Below are 16,918 nucleotides of genomic sequence, written 5' to 3' on the forward strand. Positions count from 1 at the left end.
CTCCTTATTCTTGAGTAGAGGCAGGAACGATCTCGTAGGGATCTTCCATCGTGCCGGATCCGGATATAATGCTGTAGCTTCCCTCTGCGAGATACAGGGCAGGACGCACGCCCTCATTGTCCCGGCCGACCTCAATCCGGCCGACCTGGCCGCCGTCCTTGGTGCAGACAGCCTGTTTCTTGTCAGTGGTGGAGGCGGAACGTCCCCAGTACGGGCTGCAGGATCCGTATTTGGCCTGGAACACATACAGCCGTTTTTCACCCAGCGTGATGTTGGCTGTGTCCGTAGCGTTCCGCACCTTTGCCTTCGGATCCGGATATTCTGCCGGATCGTATCCGTTGTTTTTGATCGCCCATTCGGTACCCCAGGCCCGTACAGCCGGATTCTCCTCAATCTGCTTCAGGGTCGGATCCTTCTTGGATGTCCAGGCACCCAGTCCGATCTCCTTGTTCTTCATATCCTCCCGGGTAATCAGGAACACCTTGCCGAAGTTTTCACAGGGAAGCAGCATGGACAGCTCTTCCTCAGTAAAAGCAGCTTCTGTAAACGTCGTGTTCAGGTACTGGCACAGCTCGGTCTGGGCGAAATCACCCTTGAATTTTGCGTATTCATTCCGGTTGTTGTGCAGTGCCCGGGCAAAGAGAATATATTCACTGAGCAGGTAGGCTTTCTCGTCATCCTTTGTCAGAACCCGCCACAGGATCGGCTCAATGCCGCCCTCTGCAGTCTGCGGATAACGTCCGAGCCGCAGATAGGTATACCCTTTTTCTTTGGAATAGCCTTCCAGTCCGTCTTCAGCCAGGGCGCACGAAGCCAGCAGAAGAACCGCCGTCAGGAGCACTGCCAGCCATTTTTTCCCGGTTAAACCGGTATTCTTCCGTTTCTTCATTGCCGTTTCACCTTTCTGAATAAAAAGCAATCCATGAATCATGGACATCTTATATAGTATAGCATTTTCCATCTGTTTTGCATAGTGGATTTCCGACCCTTTCCCCCTGTAACTGCAAAACGTTTCGCCCTGTAAAACATTGACATTTTGGCAAGTTTTAGTGTATATTTTTATAGCTGTACTGATGTATTGTAAATATGTAACAAGTTGCAGGGAATCTATATGGCTGCGGATCAGAAGAAAAAGTTTCGGATTGCTTTTCTCACAGCCGACTGGAATTACGAGCTGGTGGAAAGCACCCTCCACGGGTTGACACAGTATACCGTGGATCATCCAGATGTGCAGATCCGTGTATTCGACTGCTTCGGCAAAGATCAGGGAAATGACAAGGACCGAAGTGAATACACGATTTTTCAGCTGCCTAATTTGTCCTGCTTTGACGGCCTGCTCATCCAGAGCAACCAGATTGTCCTGCGTTCCGCCCGTGAATCTCTCGAAAAACAAATAGAAGAAAGCGGCATCCCTGCAGTTGCCATCGGACAGGAGCTGAAGGGGTGTTCCCTTGTTTTCTTTGACAATATCCAGGCACAGTATGATATGACCGAGCATGTCATCCGTGAACACGGTGCCCGCCGCCTGGTCTACCTGACCGGCAACCTCCACTGCGGTTCCGAGGGGCCGGACCGTCTGAGCGGTTTCATGGCCGCCTGCCGGGATAACGGCATTCCGAAGGAACAGATCGAAATTGTCGAATGTACCTGGCGTCCCAGCGATGCCGTGGACCTGGCAAAACGCTGGATCCGTGAAAAGCATCCCCTGCCGGATGCCTTCATCTGTGCAAACGATGAAATGGCCCTCGGCCTGATGGAAACGCTGCAGGAAAACGGTCTCCGGATTCCCAGGGACGTACTGGTCTGCGGTTTTGACAACCTTCCCTCCGCGGAGCTCTCCAGTCCCCGCCTTTCCACCGTCCATACGGACCACAGCAAGCTGGACTATTTTGCGGCGGACGTGCTGCTCGGCATGATCCGGGGAGCGGAAACCCGTACCCGCATTTCCTTCGGGTATGACCTGATCTGTTCCGAATCCTGCGGCTGTCATAACGCGCCGCGCCGGGGCGTTATCCGGGATCTCTATTTCCAGCAGACCCGTTTCCTCCGTTCCTTCTATATCAAGCAGGACCTGATGGCTGAAGAGCTGTTCGAAGCCCAGGATCTGCAGGACCTCATGCGCATTTTCAACAGAAGCCATGCCATTTTCGGCTGTGACAATGTGTACCTGTGCATCAACGAATATTACTTCGACAATTATGATAAAAACATGTGGCCGCGTTATGCGGAGCATTTTGATTCCACCATGGTACTGTTTGACAGCAGCGCGGATAACGAAATCGTCCGCTTCCCTACCAGCAGCCTCCTGCCGGAGCACCTGATGGAGAACGAACCCTTCCTGATCTTCTATCCGCTGCACTACAACACCTATTCCATCGGCTATATCGTCATGAACGGCATCTGTGGCGCGGCGAAACATAACCTGCACGAAAGCATCCTGAACTTTCTGGAAATTGCCATTGAAAACGTGCGGAAAAAGAGCCTGCTTCACAACCTGAATGATACCCTGGATGAGCTGTATGTCCATGACGCGCTCACCGGCCTTTACAACCGTTTCGGCCTGTCCCGCTTCGGACAGCAGCGTTATGATGACCTGATCGCTTCCGAAGGCTCCGTCCAGGTGCTCTTCATTGATATGAATGATATGAAGGCCATCAACGACCGTTTCGGTCATGAATCCGGCGATGCCGCGCTGAAAGCCTCCGCCCGGATCCTCCAGCGGATTTGTTCCGAAAACGCCTTCATTATGCGTTATGGCGGCGATGAGTTCATCATCATCGACAGCGGCTGCAATCCCTCCCTTTGCGAGGAAATTGACGCCGCCGCGGATGAATACAACCGCACCTCCGGCATTCCCTTTGTCCTGAGTCTTTCCATCGGCGTCGTCCGCACCACCAAAGAGGAACGCAAACCCCTGGATGAATGCATCCGGGGTGCGGATTCCCTGATGTACCGGAACAAGCAAAAGAAAAAAGCTGCCCGCAAAGCGGAGCAGCCGTTCCCGGATCATCCGGAATAAATATCTCTTTTCGCGTCAGTCCTTCCGGATGGACGTGTCTCCCTGGTCGCAGCGGTAGTATACCTTATACTTTTCCAGTGTCACTCCATCTTTTGCAAAAAGCTCATCAATGGTGAGCGGCATATAGCCTTCTTCCTCCAGGTATCGTACGATCTGTCGTGTCGATTCCGGAGTATTGTTTTTTATATCATGGCAGAGGATGATGTCCCCGTCATGCAGTTTTTTCTTCACCTTGTTCAGCACAGCCGAGGTGCTCAGTCCGCGCCAGTCATAGGTGTCCAGGCTCCACTGGATATAGGCCCAGCCCACCTTCACCTCAACCATCCTCGGATAACGCCCGCCCGGCACCCGGTCATAGCGCACCGGAATACCGATGGATTTAATCATTGCGGTATTGACTTTTTGCGGCATGGCGCGCAAGGCCGATCCGGAGGATTTGGTTACATTTCCGTGATGCCAGTTGTGCGCGCCGATCGCGTTGCCGTTGTCATGCTCCCGCTGAACCAGCCAGCGGTTCTCCTTGATCCGGTTTCCGATTACGAAAAAGGTTCCCCGCGCACCGGTTTCCATCAGTGCGTCCAGTACGCCGGGCGTATTCTTGGCGCTGGGGCCGTCGTCAAAAGTCAGCGCGCAGGTTTTATAATAGGCTTCATTGTTGGTTTCAGTTCTGCCCGTCTCGGTCATCATGTCCCGGATTTCCGGGTAGAACAGTGTCACGTCCATCAGGGTGAAATGATCCGGATACAGGATCTCTGCCGGGTAATGCAGCACCAGGGACATTCCGTGAAGGGTAAAGTCCGCTTCTTCCAGGGCTTCCTGTTCGCAAAGGCGGTTCAGGGCTGCCTCATCCGGTTCCTCGTCCGGCCAGTAGTCCGTCAGGGCCTGCCGGACCTTTTCTCCCAGCATAGTCCAGATCTCGTCCGTATCATCAAAAATATCCGTCAGCCGGATCTGTTCCCCGGTCTCCATATTATAGGTCCGGGTGGTAAACTTCTGGGCTTTCAGCTGCTGATGATAAGTGGTTCTCGCCTGCACCAGGAAGCTCATCCAGTGGAGGCCTGTCCGGCTGTACCGGATTTCCACATCCAGCCGGCTGTTTTTCTTGCCGTTGTTTCCGGCCTTCGGCAGGTCAGGACTCAGCTCATCCGCCCAGGCCGAAGCAATGCCGTTGATTTCCTCGGTCACCGCAGGATGCGCCGTTTCCACGTGCCACAGTTTGACCTGTGACTTGTTTTTCTGCGTGGTGAGCTCAGCCTTATTCGTTACCTTGTGGCATTCCTGCAGGGTTTCCGACAGGGCGGAGCCGGCTGTACCTGCAAGCAGGCAGATCACTGCCAGCATAGCAAGCACAGCTCTCATTGTTTGTTTCATCATATTCCTTCCCATATTCCTGTATGCTTATTCCGCGGTTTCAGAGGCTTCTGCCTGAGCCGTTTCTCCGCTCTTCTCCAGGTATTCCGTACGCCACGGTTCAGGCATGTTTTCCGGATCAGAATCCGCAAACGGTTCATAAACCTTGGAGTGGAAGATCCGCTGAATGACTTCCTGGTGCGGATGCCGTACCCATCCCTTGGACCGGGATGTCCCCCGTGCCTCAATCTGGCAGTCCGGCAGCGCTTCCTGCAGCATTTTGACCGTTTCCATATCCGGAGATTCCAGGTCGTTCTTGATATTCCGGTAAATCCACAGTCGCTTCAGGCTCTTCATTTCCGTCAGCGGCGTCAGATCCTCCACATAATTCTGCACCAGGTCCAGGTCCATCAGGTATTTCAGGTCCTTCAGGCAGGAAATGTCCGTAATCTTGTTGTGGAAGATTTCCAGGTATTCCAGGTGTTTCAGGCTTGCGATGGGCGTAATGTCCGTCAGGTCGCACAATGCAACAATCAGCACCCTGAGTTCCGGCAGTTCATACAGGAAATCCAGCCTCTTCACCGGCTGATGTCCGATATCCAGCGCGTACAGGTTGGTGCACCAGGTCATCATCGCGATTTCATCATAGTTATATTTCCTGGCACCTTCTGCCCACAGCGTGGAAAAAGCGGTATCATCCGTCCGTACCCTGTGAGCGCCGTACCTGAATGAAACACCAAATTCAACATCCGGGAAAAGTTCATTCAGTTTATTATACACCTGCAGGTTCACAATCACATTATACATGTCAACCTTTTTCAGGTTTGGCAGTTGCAGCAGGAAGTCATAGAGTTTATCCCACTGGAGCACCTTGCGGTCACCCAGGTCCACATACTCTGTATTCTTGTCTACAGTGATATCCCTGTAAGTAACTTTTTCTGTCTCCTCAGCCAAAGCCTGGGGAATCAGCATCAGGAGCACAAGAAGAAGCAACGCTATTCTTTTTAATACCATCCTGCCGTTCCAACCTTTCCCGTATGATTTCCTATTATAGTAAAATCACCATACGTGTGCAAGATTCCCATGTAATCGTATACATGGCCAAAATAGCATCAGAAAAAACCAGATTCTCACTTCTCATAACAAAAAAATGATAGTATAATAATTCTGTTCGAGTTTTCCTGATCGCATGAGGGAGGATCGTCATGACAGATTTTGTCAGTACCTGGAACAAAGACTCATTTCTGACTTATCCCGTTGGTCCTCTGGGGCTGATCGCCATGCCCGGTACCGAAGAGATCGGCATTAAAGTGAACAGCTGGCTGAAAAAGTGGCAGGATCATACCGAAGAATCTATGCCCGGCGACATGAGCACCACCCCCGGTGCGGAACGGCAGGACTTCCTGATTGATGTCAACTGTCCCCGCTTCGGCAATGGTGAAGCCAAGGGCATGATCAAAGAGAGCATCCGCGGTTACGATATGTACATTCTCTGTGACCCCGGTGCCTACAATGTCGAATATGAGATGTTCGGCCGCCGCGTTCCCATGAGTCCGGACGAGCATTTCGCCAACCTGAAGCGGATCATCGCCGCCATGGGCGGCAAGGCCAAGCGTGTCACGGTCATCATGCCTATGCTGTATGAAGGCCGGCAGCACCGCCGTTCAGCCCGTGAGAGTCTGGACTGTGCCATGGCCCTTCAGGAACTGGAGAACATGGGTGTCAGCAACATCATCACCTTTGACGCGCATGATCCCCGGGTTCAGAACGCCATCCCCACCACCGGTTTTGAGAGCATCATGCCCAGCTATCAGATCTTCAAGGCCCTGCTCAAGCGGGACAAGACCCTGCGGATCGATAAGGAACACATGATGATCGTCTCCCCGGATGAAGGCGCCATCGACCGCAACATCTTCTATGCCTCCGTTCTGGGGCTGGATATGGGTCTTTTCTACAAGCGTCGTGATTACACCCGCATCGTGAACGGCCGCAACCCCATTGTCGCTCATGAATACCTGGGTGACAGCGTGGAAGGCAAAGACGTCTTCGTCGCGGACGATATGCTGTCCAGCGGCGAAAGCATCATCGACCTGGCGAAAGAGCTGAAAAAGCGCAAGGCCAACCGCATCTTCGCGGGCTGTACCTTTGCCCTCTTCACCAACGGTATTGATGCCTTTGAAGAAGCCTATCGCAACGGTTTCATCGATCGGGTCATTTCCACCAACCTGACCTACCGCAAGCCCGAGCTGGCGGAAACCGAGTGGTTTATTGAAGCTGATATGAGCAAATATATCTCCTTCATCATCGCCACCCTGAACCACGACCGCAGCCTCAGCAAGCTCCTGAATCCCTACGACCGGATTCACGCCCTGCTCAAGCGTTACAATAATGAGCAGATGGCCGCGGGCATGCGCCTTGTATAATTGATTGAATAACATAAAAACCCGGCTCCGGAATCTTCCGGAGCCGGGTTCTGTTTTTGATGGTTACTGGGCGATTTCGTCCACAACTGCCAGTTTGACTGTCAGGTCGATATAGTCGCCTTCGGTGGAAATCCGTCCGTCTTCAGACACATTTTCAGGCCGCCAGACTCTCACGGCAACCTCGTCGCCTTCCTTCAGCTGGGAGATGATCTCAATTTCTTCAGTCACGGTAGTAATCACCTGGCCATTCACTTCGACCATGATATCGCCCATCTTCAGGCCTGCGGCTTCTGCCGGGCTGCCTTCGTCCACGCTGACCACATAAGCGCCTCTCGGCAGCTGGCCGTTGGTATCCTTCACTGTGCTGACGGTCACACCCATCCGGGGCTTACCGGTCAGTCCGCCGGTAGTGCCTTCGCTGTCTGTTGCGGCCTGCTGGCCTTCTTCCACGTTGCCCTTGCCGGTCAGTGCCGCTTCAATCACATCCTTGGCCTCATTGATCGGGATGCACATACCGATACTTTCAACAGAGGCATTGGAGCTGTAGCGGGTGCCGGTATACTTCAGGGTCGGAATACCAACCAGTTGTCCGGCAGTGTTGAACATACCGCCGCCGCTGTTACCGCTGTTGATGGCAGCGTCCGTCTGGATCATGCTGTTCACAACAGGGGTGTTCTTGCCGTATTTGTCAGGCTTGCTGTTGTCGGATTCGATCTCCCGGTTCAGGCCGGAGACGATACCCGCTGTGGCGGTACCGGTAAATCCGATGGGGTTGCCGATATTGACTACCCAGTCGCCGATCACCAGTTCATCGCTGTCACCCAGTTCAACCGGTTCCAGCGGCAGTCCGGGCACCTTCAGCACAGCCACATCCTTGTCGGAATCGCTGGCCACCACGGTCGCGTCGTACAGGTTCTTATCATCATCGCCGATGGAAATCTTCAGGCTGTGGGCACCTTCCACCACATGGTAGTTGGTCAGCACATATTCCTTTTCGATGACCACGCCGGAGCCGCTGCCGTACTTGATTTCCTCAGAGGAATCAGGCTGGTTGTATCCGTAGCCGTTTCCATAGCCGTTGCCATAGCCGTTCCCGTATCCTCCGCCGAAATAGCTCCAGGGGAAGTATCCGCCGAAGTTGTCATATCCGCCGTAATTGTTGTTGACAATCTGATAGTTGTTAACGCCGACCACGCTGTCCCGTACCTTGGCAATTGCCTCCGTAAAGGGAGAAGTCAGCACAACCTTTTCTTCCGCATTGGCGGAAGGCTGTGAAGCACCGATCACAGTACCCGCAAATACACAAACAAGCGCCAGGGCGATCACGCCCAGGACCTTCTTATTCATAATCTTTCTCATCTCAAAAACCTCCTTTCCGGTTTTCGGCTATATTCTATCCCCCCTTTTTGTCCGGAATATGAACGCAATATGAACTTATTCATTTTTCTCTTCAACCAAATAAAAGCCAAAAAACCACAAACCCGATTCTCTAGCTAAAGCACTATATTATTATTCATTTTTAAGTCTTAAGTTTTAAGTATTCATTAAAACGGACTGGGATCATATCCCAGTCCGTTTCTATCATCCAAGACCCTTTTCAGCCAAGCCAATATTATACATAAACTCTCCCGCCCAGTAGATCGTCCCGGCTATATATTCCACCTGTGCTCCTTCAAAGAAGAAGCGCACCCGTTTCGTTCCGGTATTTTTGCACAGCGTATTCACCATACTGTAGCAGGCCAGGGCTTCTTTTTCCTCTCCCTGTTCCAGGATCGCCGTCCGGAAGTTTTCGCTCAGGTTCACCAGCAGCGTGTCACCCTCTGCGGATATTCCCAGGATATCGTCTTCCCGGACTGTTCCGGGCAGGGTCTCTTTGATTCCTTCTTCCCGTTCCGATGCGTCAGGTCCTTCCATCAGGGCACACAGCTGCGTCCGGAGGCTGTCCACAGACCGGGGAGCCACAGGTCGTTCACATTCACAAAGGATCCCGTTCCGGGCAAAATACACCGTTACGCTGCTTGTCAGGAACTGTTCCACCGCGCTGCGCTTCACCATACCGCTCAATGCGATGACCGGATCAAACCGATTTGTTTTCAGTTCCGTTTTCGCCTTGTCGCCGATCCGGATACAGACTGCGGAAATGTCAGGAATGAAAGTTGTCAGGGTATAAGTCAGCGCCGCCGCGCAGCAGGCCAGGTCCGTTTTGGCCGCCTCCAGCACAGACTCTGCGTCTTCCCGCAGGCTCAGTGTCAGGAGCCGTCCGCCGTCCGGCAGGTCGCTCGTCACAGGATCATGCAGCAGCAGTTCCGTCAGTTTCGGGAAAATCTGTCCTCCCGACAAGGCCCGCCGTTCGGAGCTGATTTCATCCATCAGTTTGGTTGTCAGCTGTGCGGGAGTCTGCCCAGCGAAATTGACCATACGGATCGTGCAGGCAATGCCCCGGCCGTCCGGCAGCGGATAATACAGCGTTGCCAGTGCGTTCAGGGGATTTTTACCGGGATCCTTGTCCGTGGGCGTCATCGGGGTCTTTTTCGCTTCCATCTGTTCCCACAGTACCGGAAGCGATTCCCCCGCATGCCCCATCAGGGTGCCCATGGGCAGGTAGCCGGGCGTATCCAGCGGAAGGCTTTCATCCTCCACCAGGATGTTCACCCCGTTAATATCATTCAGTTCGCACAGGGTCGTGGAAATCGCCAGGCAGTGTTTGTAATACTCGCTCAGCTTCAGCTGTTTCGCTGCGCGGGTCAGGTTCACCGTGCATATGCCGCCGCTGATTTCAATGGGATGTGTGCCGTACAGCTCCAGCGGTTTGCTTCCGCCCAGGGGCTTCGCGTCCGTGTCACCCTCATAGCTGAGTAGCTGCTGCATCAGCTTTTCCACGGCATCATTCAGGTTCTCCGCGTCTATCGTCACTTCCCGGGAAACAAGGCGAAGCCCGTCCCTGGCCGGAAGGTAAATCTGGTATTTCAGGTTCTCCATCACAATCCCGTCGCCGTCCGGCGCTGTATAGCGTGCCGCTGCCGGTGGAAGGGTTGAAGCCGGAGTCTGGTAATCCTCGATTTTCCTTCCCGCGCATCCGTCCAGGAGCAGCAGGAGACAGAGCGCCAGCAAAAGGCTTAATCCTTTTTTCATCATGACTCCGCTCCTTCCTGCGGGAATGTCACTGTAAATTCAGAGCCCTTCCCCGGATTGCTCTCAACGGTAATGGTGCCGTCATGCATCCTGACCATCTGTTTTACAATGCTCAGGCCCAGGCCCGTTCCGCCGGTCTCCCGGCCCCTGGCCTTATCCACCCGGTAGAAGCGTTCAAAGATATGCTCCAGGTCTTCTTCCGGAATACCGATACCGTTATCCTTCACCCGCCAGACGATGTTGCCGTCTTCCTCCCGCAGGGATACGGATATCCGCCCCTCTTCCGGAGTATATTTGATCGCGTTGTCCATCAGGTTGTAAAGGATCTGGCTCAGTTTGCTCTTGTCTCCGTAGAGGAACAGCTCTTCCTGCACGTCGCCGGTCAGCGTCTGGTTGTTCTTTTCCGCGGCCGGGGTCAGCTGATGAATGGTCTCCTTGGTCAGCTCGGTCATGTTCACAATGCCGCGCTTCATTTCCTCGCCGTTATCCATACGGGTCAGCACCAGCAGATCCGTCACAATGCCGGTCAGGCGGTCAATCTCATGGTTCATATCCTTCATGAAGTCCGCCCGAACCTCTGCAGGCATATCCGGCTCGTAAATCATGGACTCCAGCAGGATCTTCATGGTTGCCAGAGGCGTTTTCAGTTCGTGGCTGGCATTTGACACAAACTGGTTTCTGGTCTTGTCCAGGCTTTCCAGCTGTGATGCCATGGTGTTGTAGTTTTCAGCCAGTTCCCTCAGCTCGCCGCTGCCCCGTACCGGCACACGCACGCTCAGGTCGCCTTTTCCCATCTTCCTCATGGTCCGGCTCACGGCGGTGATCGGGTTTGTCAGCAGGCGGCTCAGCAGCAGCGCAAATGCCAGCGCAGCCACTGCAATCACGGCAAACACACGCAGCAGCTGCATTTCCACCCGCTCTATGGAATCCACCAGGCTCTGGATCTTGCTCACGAACATTGCGGCGCCGATCCTGCCCTTATAACCGTTCATCTCATAGGTGCTGTATGCCACATATTCGGCGGATTCCCCGCTCATGGCTTCCACCACCGATTTCCCCGGGGTATGGATTCCGTAATCCTTGACCGTTTCCCCTCTCAGGACGCGGATCACCTCATCCACCTGGGTCCGTTGTCCACACAGGCTCTGGAAGGTGTCATACTGGATTTTTCCGTCATTGTCAATCAGGATCAGGCGGCCGTCCATTGTCTCCGCTTCTTCCTCCAGCAGGTCATTCAGTTCGTTTGAGGAGACAGACTGAAAAAGAGGAGCCGCCTTCTGGGCAAGCTTCCCGGTCTTTGCAATATCATCGCGTTTGCGCTGTTCAAACAGATAGTCCTTGACCATGCCGTTCAGGCTTGTCGCGGCCACAAAAAAAGAAAGACCCACAATGAGAAAAAAGGCCAGCAGGATTTTCCACCTGATGCTGGCCAAGAATGCGAGTTTAGTCCTGATCCGTGAAATAGTAACCAACTCCCCATTTGGTAAAGATGAATTCAGGCTTTGATGTATCCCGTTCAATCTTTTCCCTCAGACGGCGGATATGTACATCCACCGTACGGGCGTCGCCGGCATAATCATATTTCCATACGGTTTCAAGCATCTGTTCTCTGCTGAAAACAGTGCCCCGGTTCGTTACGAACATCTGCAGCAGATCAAATTCCTTTGCGGTCAGCTTAATGTCCTTGCCGCCGAGGGTCACGCTGCGCTTGATCAGGTTCACTTCCATATCGTGAACACGGATCACCCGGTGTTCCTGCTGCTGAACACTTCCGGAAACACGACGAAGAATCGTCTTGATGCGCGCCTTCACCTCAAGGATATTGAAAGGCTTGGTCATATAATCATCCGCGCCGTACTCAAGACCGAGGATCTTATCCATATCCTCGCCCTTTGCGGTCAGCATGATGATCGGGATATCGCTCCGTTCACGAATCCTCTGGCAGACAGCAATACCGTCCAGCTTCGGAAGCATCACGTCCAGAAGGATCAGATCAAAAGAACCCGTCTCAAACTTGGACAAGGCCTCTTCTCCGTCCATGGCACTGTCTGTCTCGTAACCTTCCTGTTCCAGCGTATATTTCAGGCCCTTCAGGATCAGAGGTTCGTCGTCCACCAGGAGGATCCTTTTACCCACTGAAAACACCCTTTCGTAACCAATACTGTACGAATTGTATAATACTTATTAGAAAAAATCAAGGGTTTGTTACATACCAGTGCAAAAACTGTAACGAAAAATTACTCTTCATGTATCAGACGGTCACATATCTGCCCGGACAGCCTTCATTTCCGTCTCTTCAATGCTTATTCGTAGCTGACTTTGCTCTTCTTATTATTGTATCCCATCAGGATAATCAGCGTACGTCCCCGCTGAAGTTCAATCTCATTTCCGTCCTCTCCGTAGAAGACCGTACGGCTGTCATAGTCCTTCCGTTCCCATACGCCGGCAATATGTTTCCCGCCCATGAAGTAGTCAGCGTTTCCTGTGCCGGTCAGCACCGGATCGGGCCGTGCGCCGCCTTTCCATTTCATCTTGATTCCCTGCACAATCACATTGCTGAAGGTGATTGTATTCCCGGGAATTCGCTGTTCATAGGCAACCCTTCTGACCATCTGGCCGTCACTGTTTTTCTCTTCCACATTTTCGGCGCCGATCAGGGCTGTTTCGCGGTAAGGCATATCCACATAATTCTGTACTGCCACGTACCGGATATAGACGTTTTCATCCGGATCGTATTCCAGCCGGCTGTCAGAATCGTACTTGCTGCCGAAAGTCACGTAAATAATGGAAGCGGGATCGCCGCCTGCAGGCAGGTCATCCGTGAACTTCCAGGTATGGTTAGCCGGAACATGATCCTTAGGCACTACATTGTCCAGTAGGTCCTTCAGCAGGAACACTTCACTGTTTACGTCCTTGATTCCCTTCACGCGCCTGACGTATTTTTTCCACGGCTTGTTTTCCCCGGCGTCACCCACATAGATAATCCCGGGATCCTTCTCAGTCCGGTTTTTGGACATCGGATTTTTGACACCCAGTTTCCGCCATTCGTCCGGAACGTCTGATTTGGTATAGCCGGAGGTGCAGAAAAACGCGTTCCATTCCTGCCGGATCCTCGGATGCGTTGCGCGTGTACTGCGGATATAACCCACATAGTCCGGAATCGTGTCGGAAAAGATCATGCTCATACGGGTCTCGGCACCGCCCTGCCGCTGGCAGGCTTCATACACCACATCCGCGTAGGAACCATTTACCGGTGCGGGAGCATACAGTCCGCCCTTTACCGTTCCCACGCCGTTGTTGGCGTTGGATATCTGAACCATAAAGGGCCGGTATTGTCCGTCAACCGCCGCGCCGGCAAAGGTGTCCGGGCATTTGATACTGCTCAGCTTTCTGCCGGTGGTAGGGCTGATTCCCTGGGCAATCATTTCCTCCGCAGACGGATTCAGCCCTGCAGGATTGATCGTGATATTCCTGGGCGTCAGGCCGTCGATCTCTTTGGGATCCGCCATAGCAGACGTCGTCCCCAGGATCAGGAACAGGGCCAGAAATATGCTTGCCAGTTTCTTCATGCTTTTACTCCCCCGGCGTCTCCGGAACCCACTGTCATACCGGCTCCGTGATACCTTTCATCATGTTACTGTATTTTCCTTAAGAAAAAGGAACCACTTCGAAAAGTGGTTCCCGGAAATCCGGTGGATTCCGGATTTATTCATACTGTAAGCTTCTGCCCTTGTTGTTGTAGTCCAGCAGAACAATCAGCGTCTTGCCGCGCATCAGTTCAATTTCGTTGCCGTCTTCACCATAGAAAACGGTACGGCTGTTATAGTCCTTCCGCTGCCATACGCCGGTGTAGTGTTTTCCGCCGATGAAATAGTCAGCGTTGCCGGTGCCGGTCAGTTCAGGATCAGGACGCTCGCTGCCGCGCCAGTTCATGGTGATTCCCTGCACGATAACATTGGTAAAGGTGACCAGATCGCCGTATACACGGTCATCCGGCTCAACCATAACCACTCTGGAACCGTTCACGTTCTTGGAGCTCAGTTTCGGGTTCACCAGGTTCTGGACACGATAGGCGAAGTCATCCTGGCCATTCATGGGCACGTAACGGATGTATTCGTTGTTTTCTTCGTCGTACTCCAGACGGCTGTCAGTCTTGGTTCCGCCGCCGAAGGTGATATAGACGATTTCACCGGAATCGCCGCCCGCAGGGACTTCATCCGTGAACTTAAAGGTGTGGTTGGCCGGAACATGATCCTTGGGGATAACGTTCTGCACAATGTTTGCCAGCTGGTACACATGGTCGTTGGCGTCGTAAATGTTGGTGCAGTGGTACATGTACTTTGCCCAGACTTTCGGGTAGTTCTGCACATACACAAGGCCGGGATTGTCAGGCGTGGCGCTCTGGGGATTCATCACGCCGAAATTCTTCCATTCCTGCGGAACGTCAGCGGAAGAATAACCGGAGGTCACGAAAGCGCAGTCCCACTCCTGGCGGATTCTGGGATGCGTGGAACGCGTGCTCCGTACAAAGCCAACATAATCCGGAACGGTATCAGAGAACAGCATGCTGAAACGGGTCAGGGTGCCGCCGTTGGAGGAATTCGCCTGACAGGCTTCGTACACAACGTCCGCATACTGTGCATTGATCGGCGCAGTAGTCGGCCGGCCCTTGGAGTCCGCATTCACGCCGCCGCCGGCATTGGAAATCTGGACCAGGATCGGCTGATAAACACCGGTCACAGCTGTTCCGACAAATCCATCGGGATACTCAATGGCGTCCAGTTTTCTGCCCGTGGTGGGGCTGATCATCTGGGCAATCATTTCATCGGCAGAGGGATTCAGGCCCGCTTCATTAATCTTAATATTCCTTTTGGCAAGACCGTCTACACTGATCGGATCTGCAGAAGCTGCAGACATGCTGAGAATCAGTGCGATGGCCATTACCAGACTCAGCAATTTCTTCATGAGAATTTGCACCTCCAAAAGTATACTTGAAAACGGTTTGCATTTTACCACAGAGCCCTGTTTTTGTCAAACATTTGTAACAATTTGATAATCATTTTTTCAGGTGCTCAGGGCTCCCCTTTGGGGAGGAAAGATCAGGGATTTCTTACAGTCGCGGCTCCTGGCAATCCCATGGTCGGATAAAAAAGGAAGCAGCCGGGGCTGCCTCCTTTTCATAAACTTTGCAGACTGCTTTCGTTTCAGCCTTCCGCTTCGGTTTCAATGGAGTCTTTGGCGGTAACAATAACCTTCCGCTCGTAGCAGGAGAAGATACGATCCACCGTATCCTTGTCCGGCGCTTTGGAGATCAGGCTGATCAGCGGAACGATGATCAGGCCGGCGATCATGCAGAAGGCGCCCGCGTTGATCGGGGACTGCAGGAAACCGAGGCTGATATTCAGCACCTTCAGGTTGGCCAGCATGTCAATGATCATAAACACGGAGGAGAAGAGCATGGCAGCCCAGCAGCCGGTCTTTGTGGTCCGCTTCCAGTACAGGCCGTAGAGGAAGGGAGCGAGGAACGCACCGGCCATGGCGCCCCAGCTGACGCCCATTGCCTGGGCAATAAAGGCAACGCTGGAATTCGCCTGGACAATCGCCAGCGCGGCGGAAATGATGATGAAGACCACGATCAGCACCCGCATGATCAGCAGCTGCTTTTTCTCATCCATATCCTTAATCACACGGCCCTTGAGCAGGTCCAGGGTTACCGTGGAAGAAGAAGTCAGCACCAGGGAAGACAGCGTGGACATGGATGCGGAGAGCACCAGGATGATCACAATCGCGATCAGGAAGGGAGACAGGGTCTGCAGCATCGTCGGGATCACGTTGTCAAATCCGCCTGCCGGATTGCCGCCTTCCGCGGCGCCGAGTTCAGCGGCAAACAGACGGCCGAAACCGCCCAGGAAGTAGCAGCCGCCCGCAACCACCATAGCGAAGAGAGTGGAGATAATGGTTCCCTTGTGAATGGAGCCTTCGCTCTTGATGGCATAGAACTTGCCAACCATCTGGGGAAGTCCCCAGGTGCCCAGGGAAGTCAGCAGCACAACGCCCAGCAGGCTCAGCGGATCCGGTCCGAAGAAGGAGTTGAAGATACCGGGAACCGTGCCGTTCGCGAAACCCGCGCTGGTATCCTTTGCCGCGGACAGGCCTTCCAGGGAAGCCATGAAGCCGCCCTTGCTGCCCAGCACAGCCCCGATGACCGCCACAATACCCACCAGCATGATGATGCCCTGGATAAAGTCGTTCACTGCCGTTGCCATATAGCCGCCGACAATCACGTAGATGGCAGTCAGCACCGCCATAACGATCACGCAGACGGAATAGTCAATATTGAAGGCCATCCGGAACAGACGGCTCAGTCCGTTGTACAGGGACGCAGTATAGGGAATCATGAAGATAAAGATAATGATGGAAGCAGCAATCTTCAGGGAAGTCGCGTCGAACCGCTTCTCGAAGAAGTCAGGCATTGTGGCACTGGACAGATGCTGCGTCATAATCCGGGTACGCCGTCCGAGGATCACCCAGGCCATCAGAGAACCGATCAGGGCGTTGCCGATACCCACCCAGGTGGCGGCAATACCAAACTTCCAGCCGAACTGTCCGGCATAGCCGACAAAAATAACAGCGGAGAAATAGGAAGTGCCGTAAGCGAATGCGGTCAGCCAGGGGCCTACGCTCCGTCCGCCGAGCACAAAGCCGTTCACGTCGGTGGAATGCTTCCTGCAGTAGAAACCGACATAGACCATGACGCCGAAGAAAACCAACAGCATACCGAGTTTGAGTGCCAGATCACCAAATGCCATACTACTCCTTCTTTCTGCGGCGCCGCTTCATGAAAAAAGCCCCTGTGTCCCTTCGGACACAGAGGGCGAATTAACTCCGCGGTACCACCTCGTATTTGCCGCCCCGTTCAGGGCCGGCCTCCGGATACTTTCATATCCTTTGCGCTGTATCGGGCGCCCCCGGCTTTCCTACTACCCTTGCAGGA

General features: G+C 53.4%; 12 protein-coding genes and 1 other annotated feature (1 of these 13 only partly in view). Of the genes, 2 read left to right on the forward strand and 10 right to left on the reverse strand.

All coding sequences use genetic code 11. From position 1 onward, the window contains the following. Positions 1-4 precede the first annotated feature (4 nt). Complete coding sequence (locus tag JRC49_03965) at positions 5-889, reverse strand: hypothetical protein (GenBank protein ID QTE71992.1); 885 nt, start codon at positions 887-889, stop codon at positions 5-7. 222 nt (positions 890-1,111) lie between these two features. Between JRC49_03965 and JRC49_03970 the strand changes: the two genes are divergently transcribed. Continuing rightward, complete coding sequence (locus JRC49_03970; GenBank protein ID QTE71993.1) at positions 1,112-3,019, forward strand: GGDEF domain-containing protein; 1,908 nt, start codon at positions 1,112-1,114, stop codon at positions 3,017-3,019. A gap of 15 nt (positions 3,020-3,034) precedes the next feature. Here JRC49_03970 and JRC49_03975 read toward each other — a convergent pair whose 3' ends face one another. Both JRC49_03975 and JRC49_03980 read right to left on the reverse strand, forming a co-directional pair. Continuing rightward, the gene (locus tag JRC49_03975; GenBank protein ID QTE71994.1) at positions 3,035-4,378 is read right to left on the reverse strand and encodes a polysaccharide deacetylase family protein; all 1,344 of its coding nucleotides are present in this window, start codon (positions 4,376-4,378) and stop codon (positions 3,035-3,037) included. Between the two features lie 39 nt (positions 4,379-4,417). Then, positions 4,418-5,383 (reverse strand): hypothetical protein, encoded by a 966-nt coding sequence (locus JRC49_03980; GenBank protein QTE71995.1) that lies wholly within the window; start codon positions 5,381-5,383, stop codon positions 4,418-4,420. Between the two features lie 191 nt (positions 5,384-5,574). On the opposite strand from JRC49_03980, the gene JRC49_03985 reads away from it, so the two are divergent. Continuing rightward, a complete protein-coding gene (locus JRC49_03985) occupies positions 5,575-6,792 on the forward strand; it encodes a ribose-phosphate pyrophosphokinase (GenBank protein QTE71996.1) in 1,218 nt (405 codons plus the stop codon). A 63-nt stretch (positions 6,793-6,855) separates the two neighbouring features. Here the strand turns inward: JRC49_03985 and JRC49_03990 are convergent, their stop codons facing one another. From JRC49_03990 to JRC49_04020, 7 genes are all read right to left on the reverse strand, one after another. Continuing rightward, positions 6,856-8,151, reverse strand: a complete 1,296-nt coding sequence (locus JRC49_03990; protein QTE71997.1) for a trypsin-like peptidase domain-containing protein — start codon at positions 8,149-8,151, stop codon at positions 6,856-6,858. 222 nt (positions 8,152-8,373) lie between these two features. Further along, the gene (locus JRC49_03995) at positions 8,374-9,924 is read right to left on the reverse strand and encodes a GerMN domain-containing protein (protein QTE71998.1); all 1,551 of its coding nucleotides are present in this window, start codon (positions 9,922-9,924) and stop codon (positions 8,374-8,376) included. Further along, a complete protein-coding gene (locus JRC49_04000; GenBank protein ID QTE71999.1) occupies positions 9,924-11,312 on the reverse strand; it encodes a HAMP domain-containing protein in 1,389 nt (462 codons plus the stop codon). The genes JRC49_03995 and JRC49_04000 overlap by 1 nt, the downstream gene beginning before the upstream one ends. Positions 11,313-11,367: 55 nt before the next feature. Beyond that, positions 11,368-12,060 carry a response regulator transcription factor gene (locus tag JRC49_04005; GenBank protein QTE72000.1) on the reverse strand — a complete coding sequence of 231 codons (693 nt, stop codon included), beginning with the start codon at positions 12,058-12,060 and terminating at the stop codon, positions 11,368-11,370. A 167-nt stretch (positions 12,061-12,227) separates the two neighbouring features. After that, positions 12,228-13,493 carry a DUF3048 C-terminal domain-containing protein gene (locus JRC49_04010; GenBank protein ID QTE72001.1) on the reverse strand — a complete coding sequence of 422 codons (1,266 nt, stop codon included), beginning with the start codon at positions 13,491-13,493 and terminating at the stop codon, positions 12,228-12,230. Positions 13,494-13,629: 136 nt separating this feature from the next. Beyond that, on the reverse strand, positions 13,630-14,889 hold the full coding sequence (locus JRC49_04015; protein QTE72002.1) for a DUF3048 C-terminal domain-containing protein: 1,260 nt from the start codon (positions 14,887-14,889) through the stop codon (positions 13,630-13,632). A gap of 239 nt (positions 14,890-15,128) precedes the next feature. Next, the gene (locus JRC49_04020; protein QTE72783.1) at positions 15,129-16,718 is read right to left on the reverse strand and encodes a sodium:solute symporter; all 1,590 of its coding nucleotides are present in this window, start codon (positions 16,716-16,718) and stop codon (positions 15,129-15,131) included. Positions 16,719-16,791: 73 nt separating this feature from the next. Continuing rightward, positions 16,792-16,918: a binding site (T-box leader), on the reverse strand (it continues 116 nt past the right edge of the window).

The sequence above is a fragment of the Clostridiales bacterium FE2011 genome (assembly GCA_017569305.1).
In the GTDB taxonomy this organism is placed as follows: domain Bacteria; phylum Bacillota; class Clostridia; order Christensenellales; family Aristaeellaceae; genus Aristaeella.

Bases quoted from the DNA above. Each gene is read 5' to 3' on its own strand.
- JRC49_03965 (QTE71992.1), bottom strand. From the start codon at position 889: ATGAAGAAACGGAAGAATACCGGTTTAACCGGGAAAAAATGGCTGGCA.
- JRC49_03970 (QTE71993.1), top strand. From the start codon at position 1,112: ATGGCTGCGGATCAGAAGAAAAAGTTTCGGATTGCTTTTCTCACAGCC.
- JRC49_03975 (QTE71994.1), bottom strand. From the start codon at position 4,378: ATGAGAGCTGTGCTTGCTATGCTGGCAGTGATCTGCCTGCTTGCAGGT.
- JRC49_03980 (QTE71995.1), bottom strand. From the start codon at position 5,383: ATGGTATTAAAAAGAATAGCGTTGCTTCTTCTTGTGCTCCTGATGCTG.
- JRC49_03985 (QTE71996.1), top strand. From the start codon at position 5,575: ATGACAGATTTTGTCAGTACCTGGAACAAAGACTCATTTCTGACTTAT.
- JRC49_03990 (QTE71997.1), bottom strand. From the start codon at position 8,151: ATGAGAAAGATTATGAATAAGAAGGTCCTGGGCGTGATCGCCCTGGCG.
- JRC49_03995 (QTE71998.1), bottom strand. From the start codon at position 9,924: ATGAAAAAAGGATTAAGCCTTTTGCTGGCGCTCTGTCTCCTGCTGCTC.
- JRC49_04010 (QTE72001.1), bottom strand. From the start codon at position 13,493: ATGAAGAAACTGGCAAGCATATTTCTGGCCCTGTTCCTGATCCTGGGG.
- JRC49_04015 (QTE72002.1), bottom strand. From the start codon at position 14,889: ATGAAGAAATTGCTGAGTCTGGTAATGGCCATCGCACTGATTCTCAGC.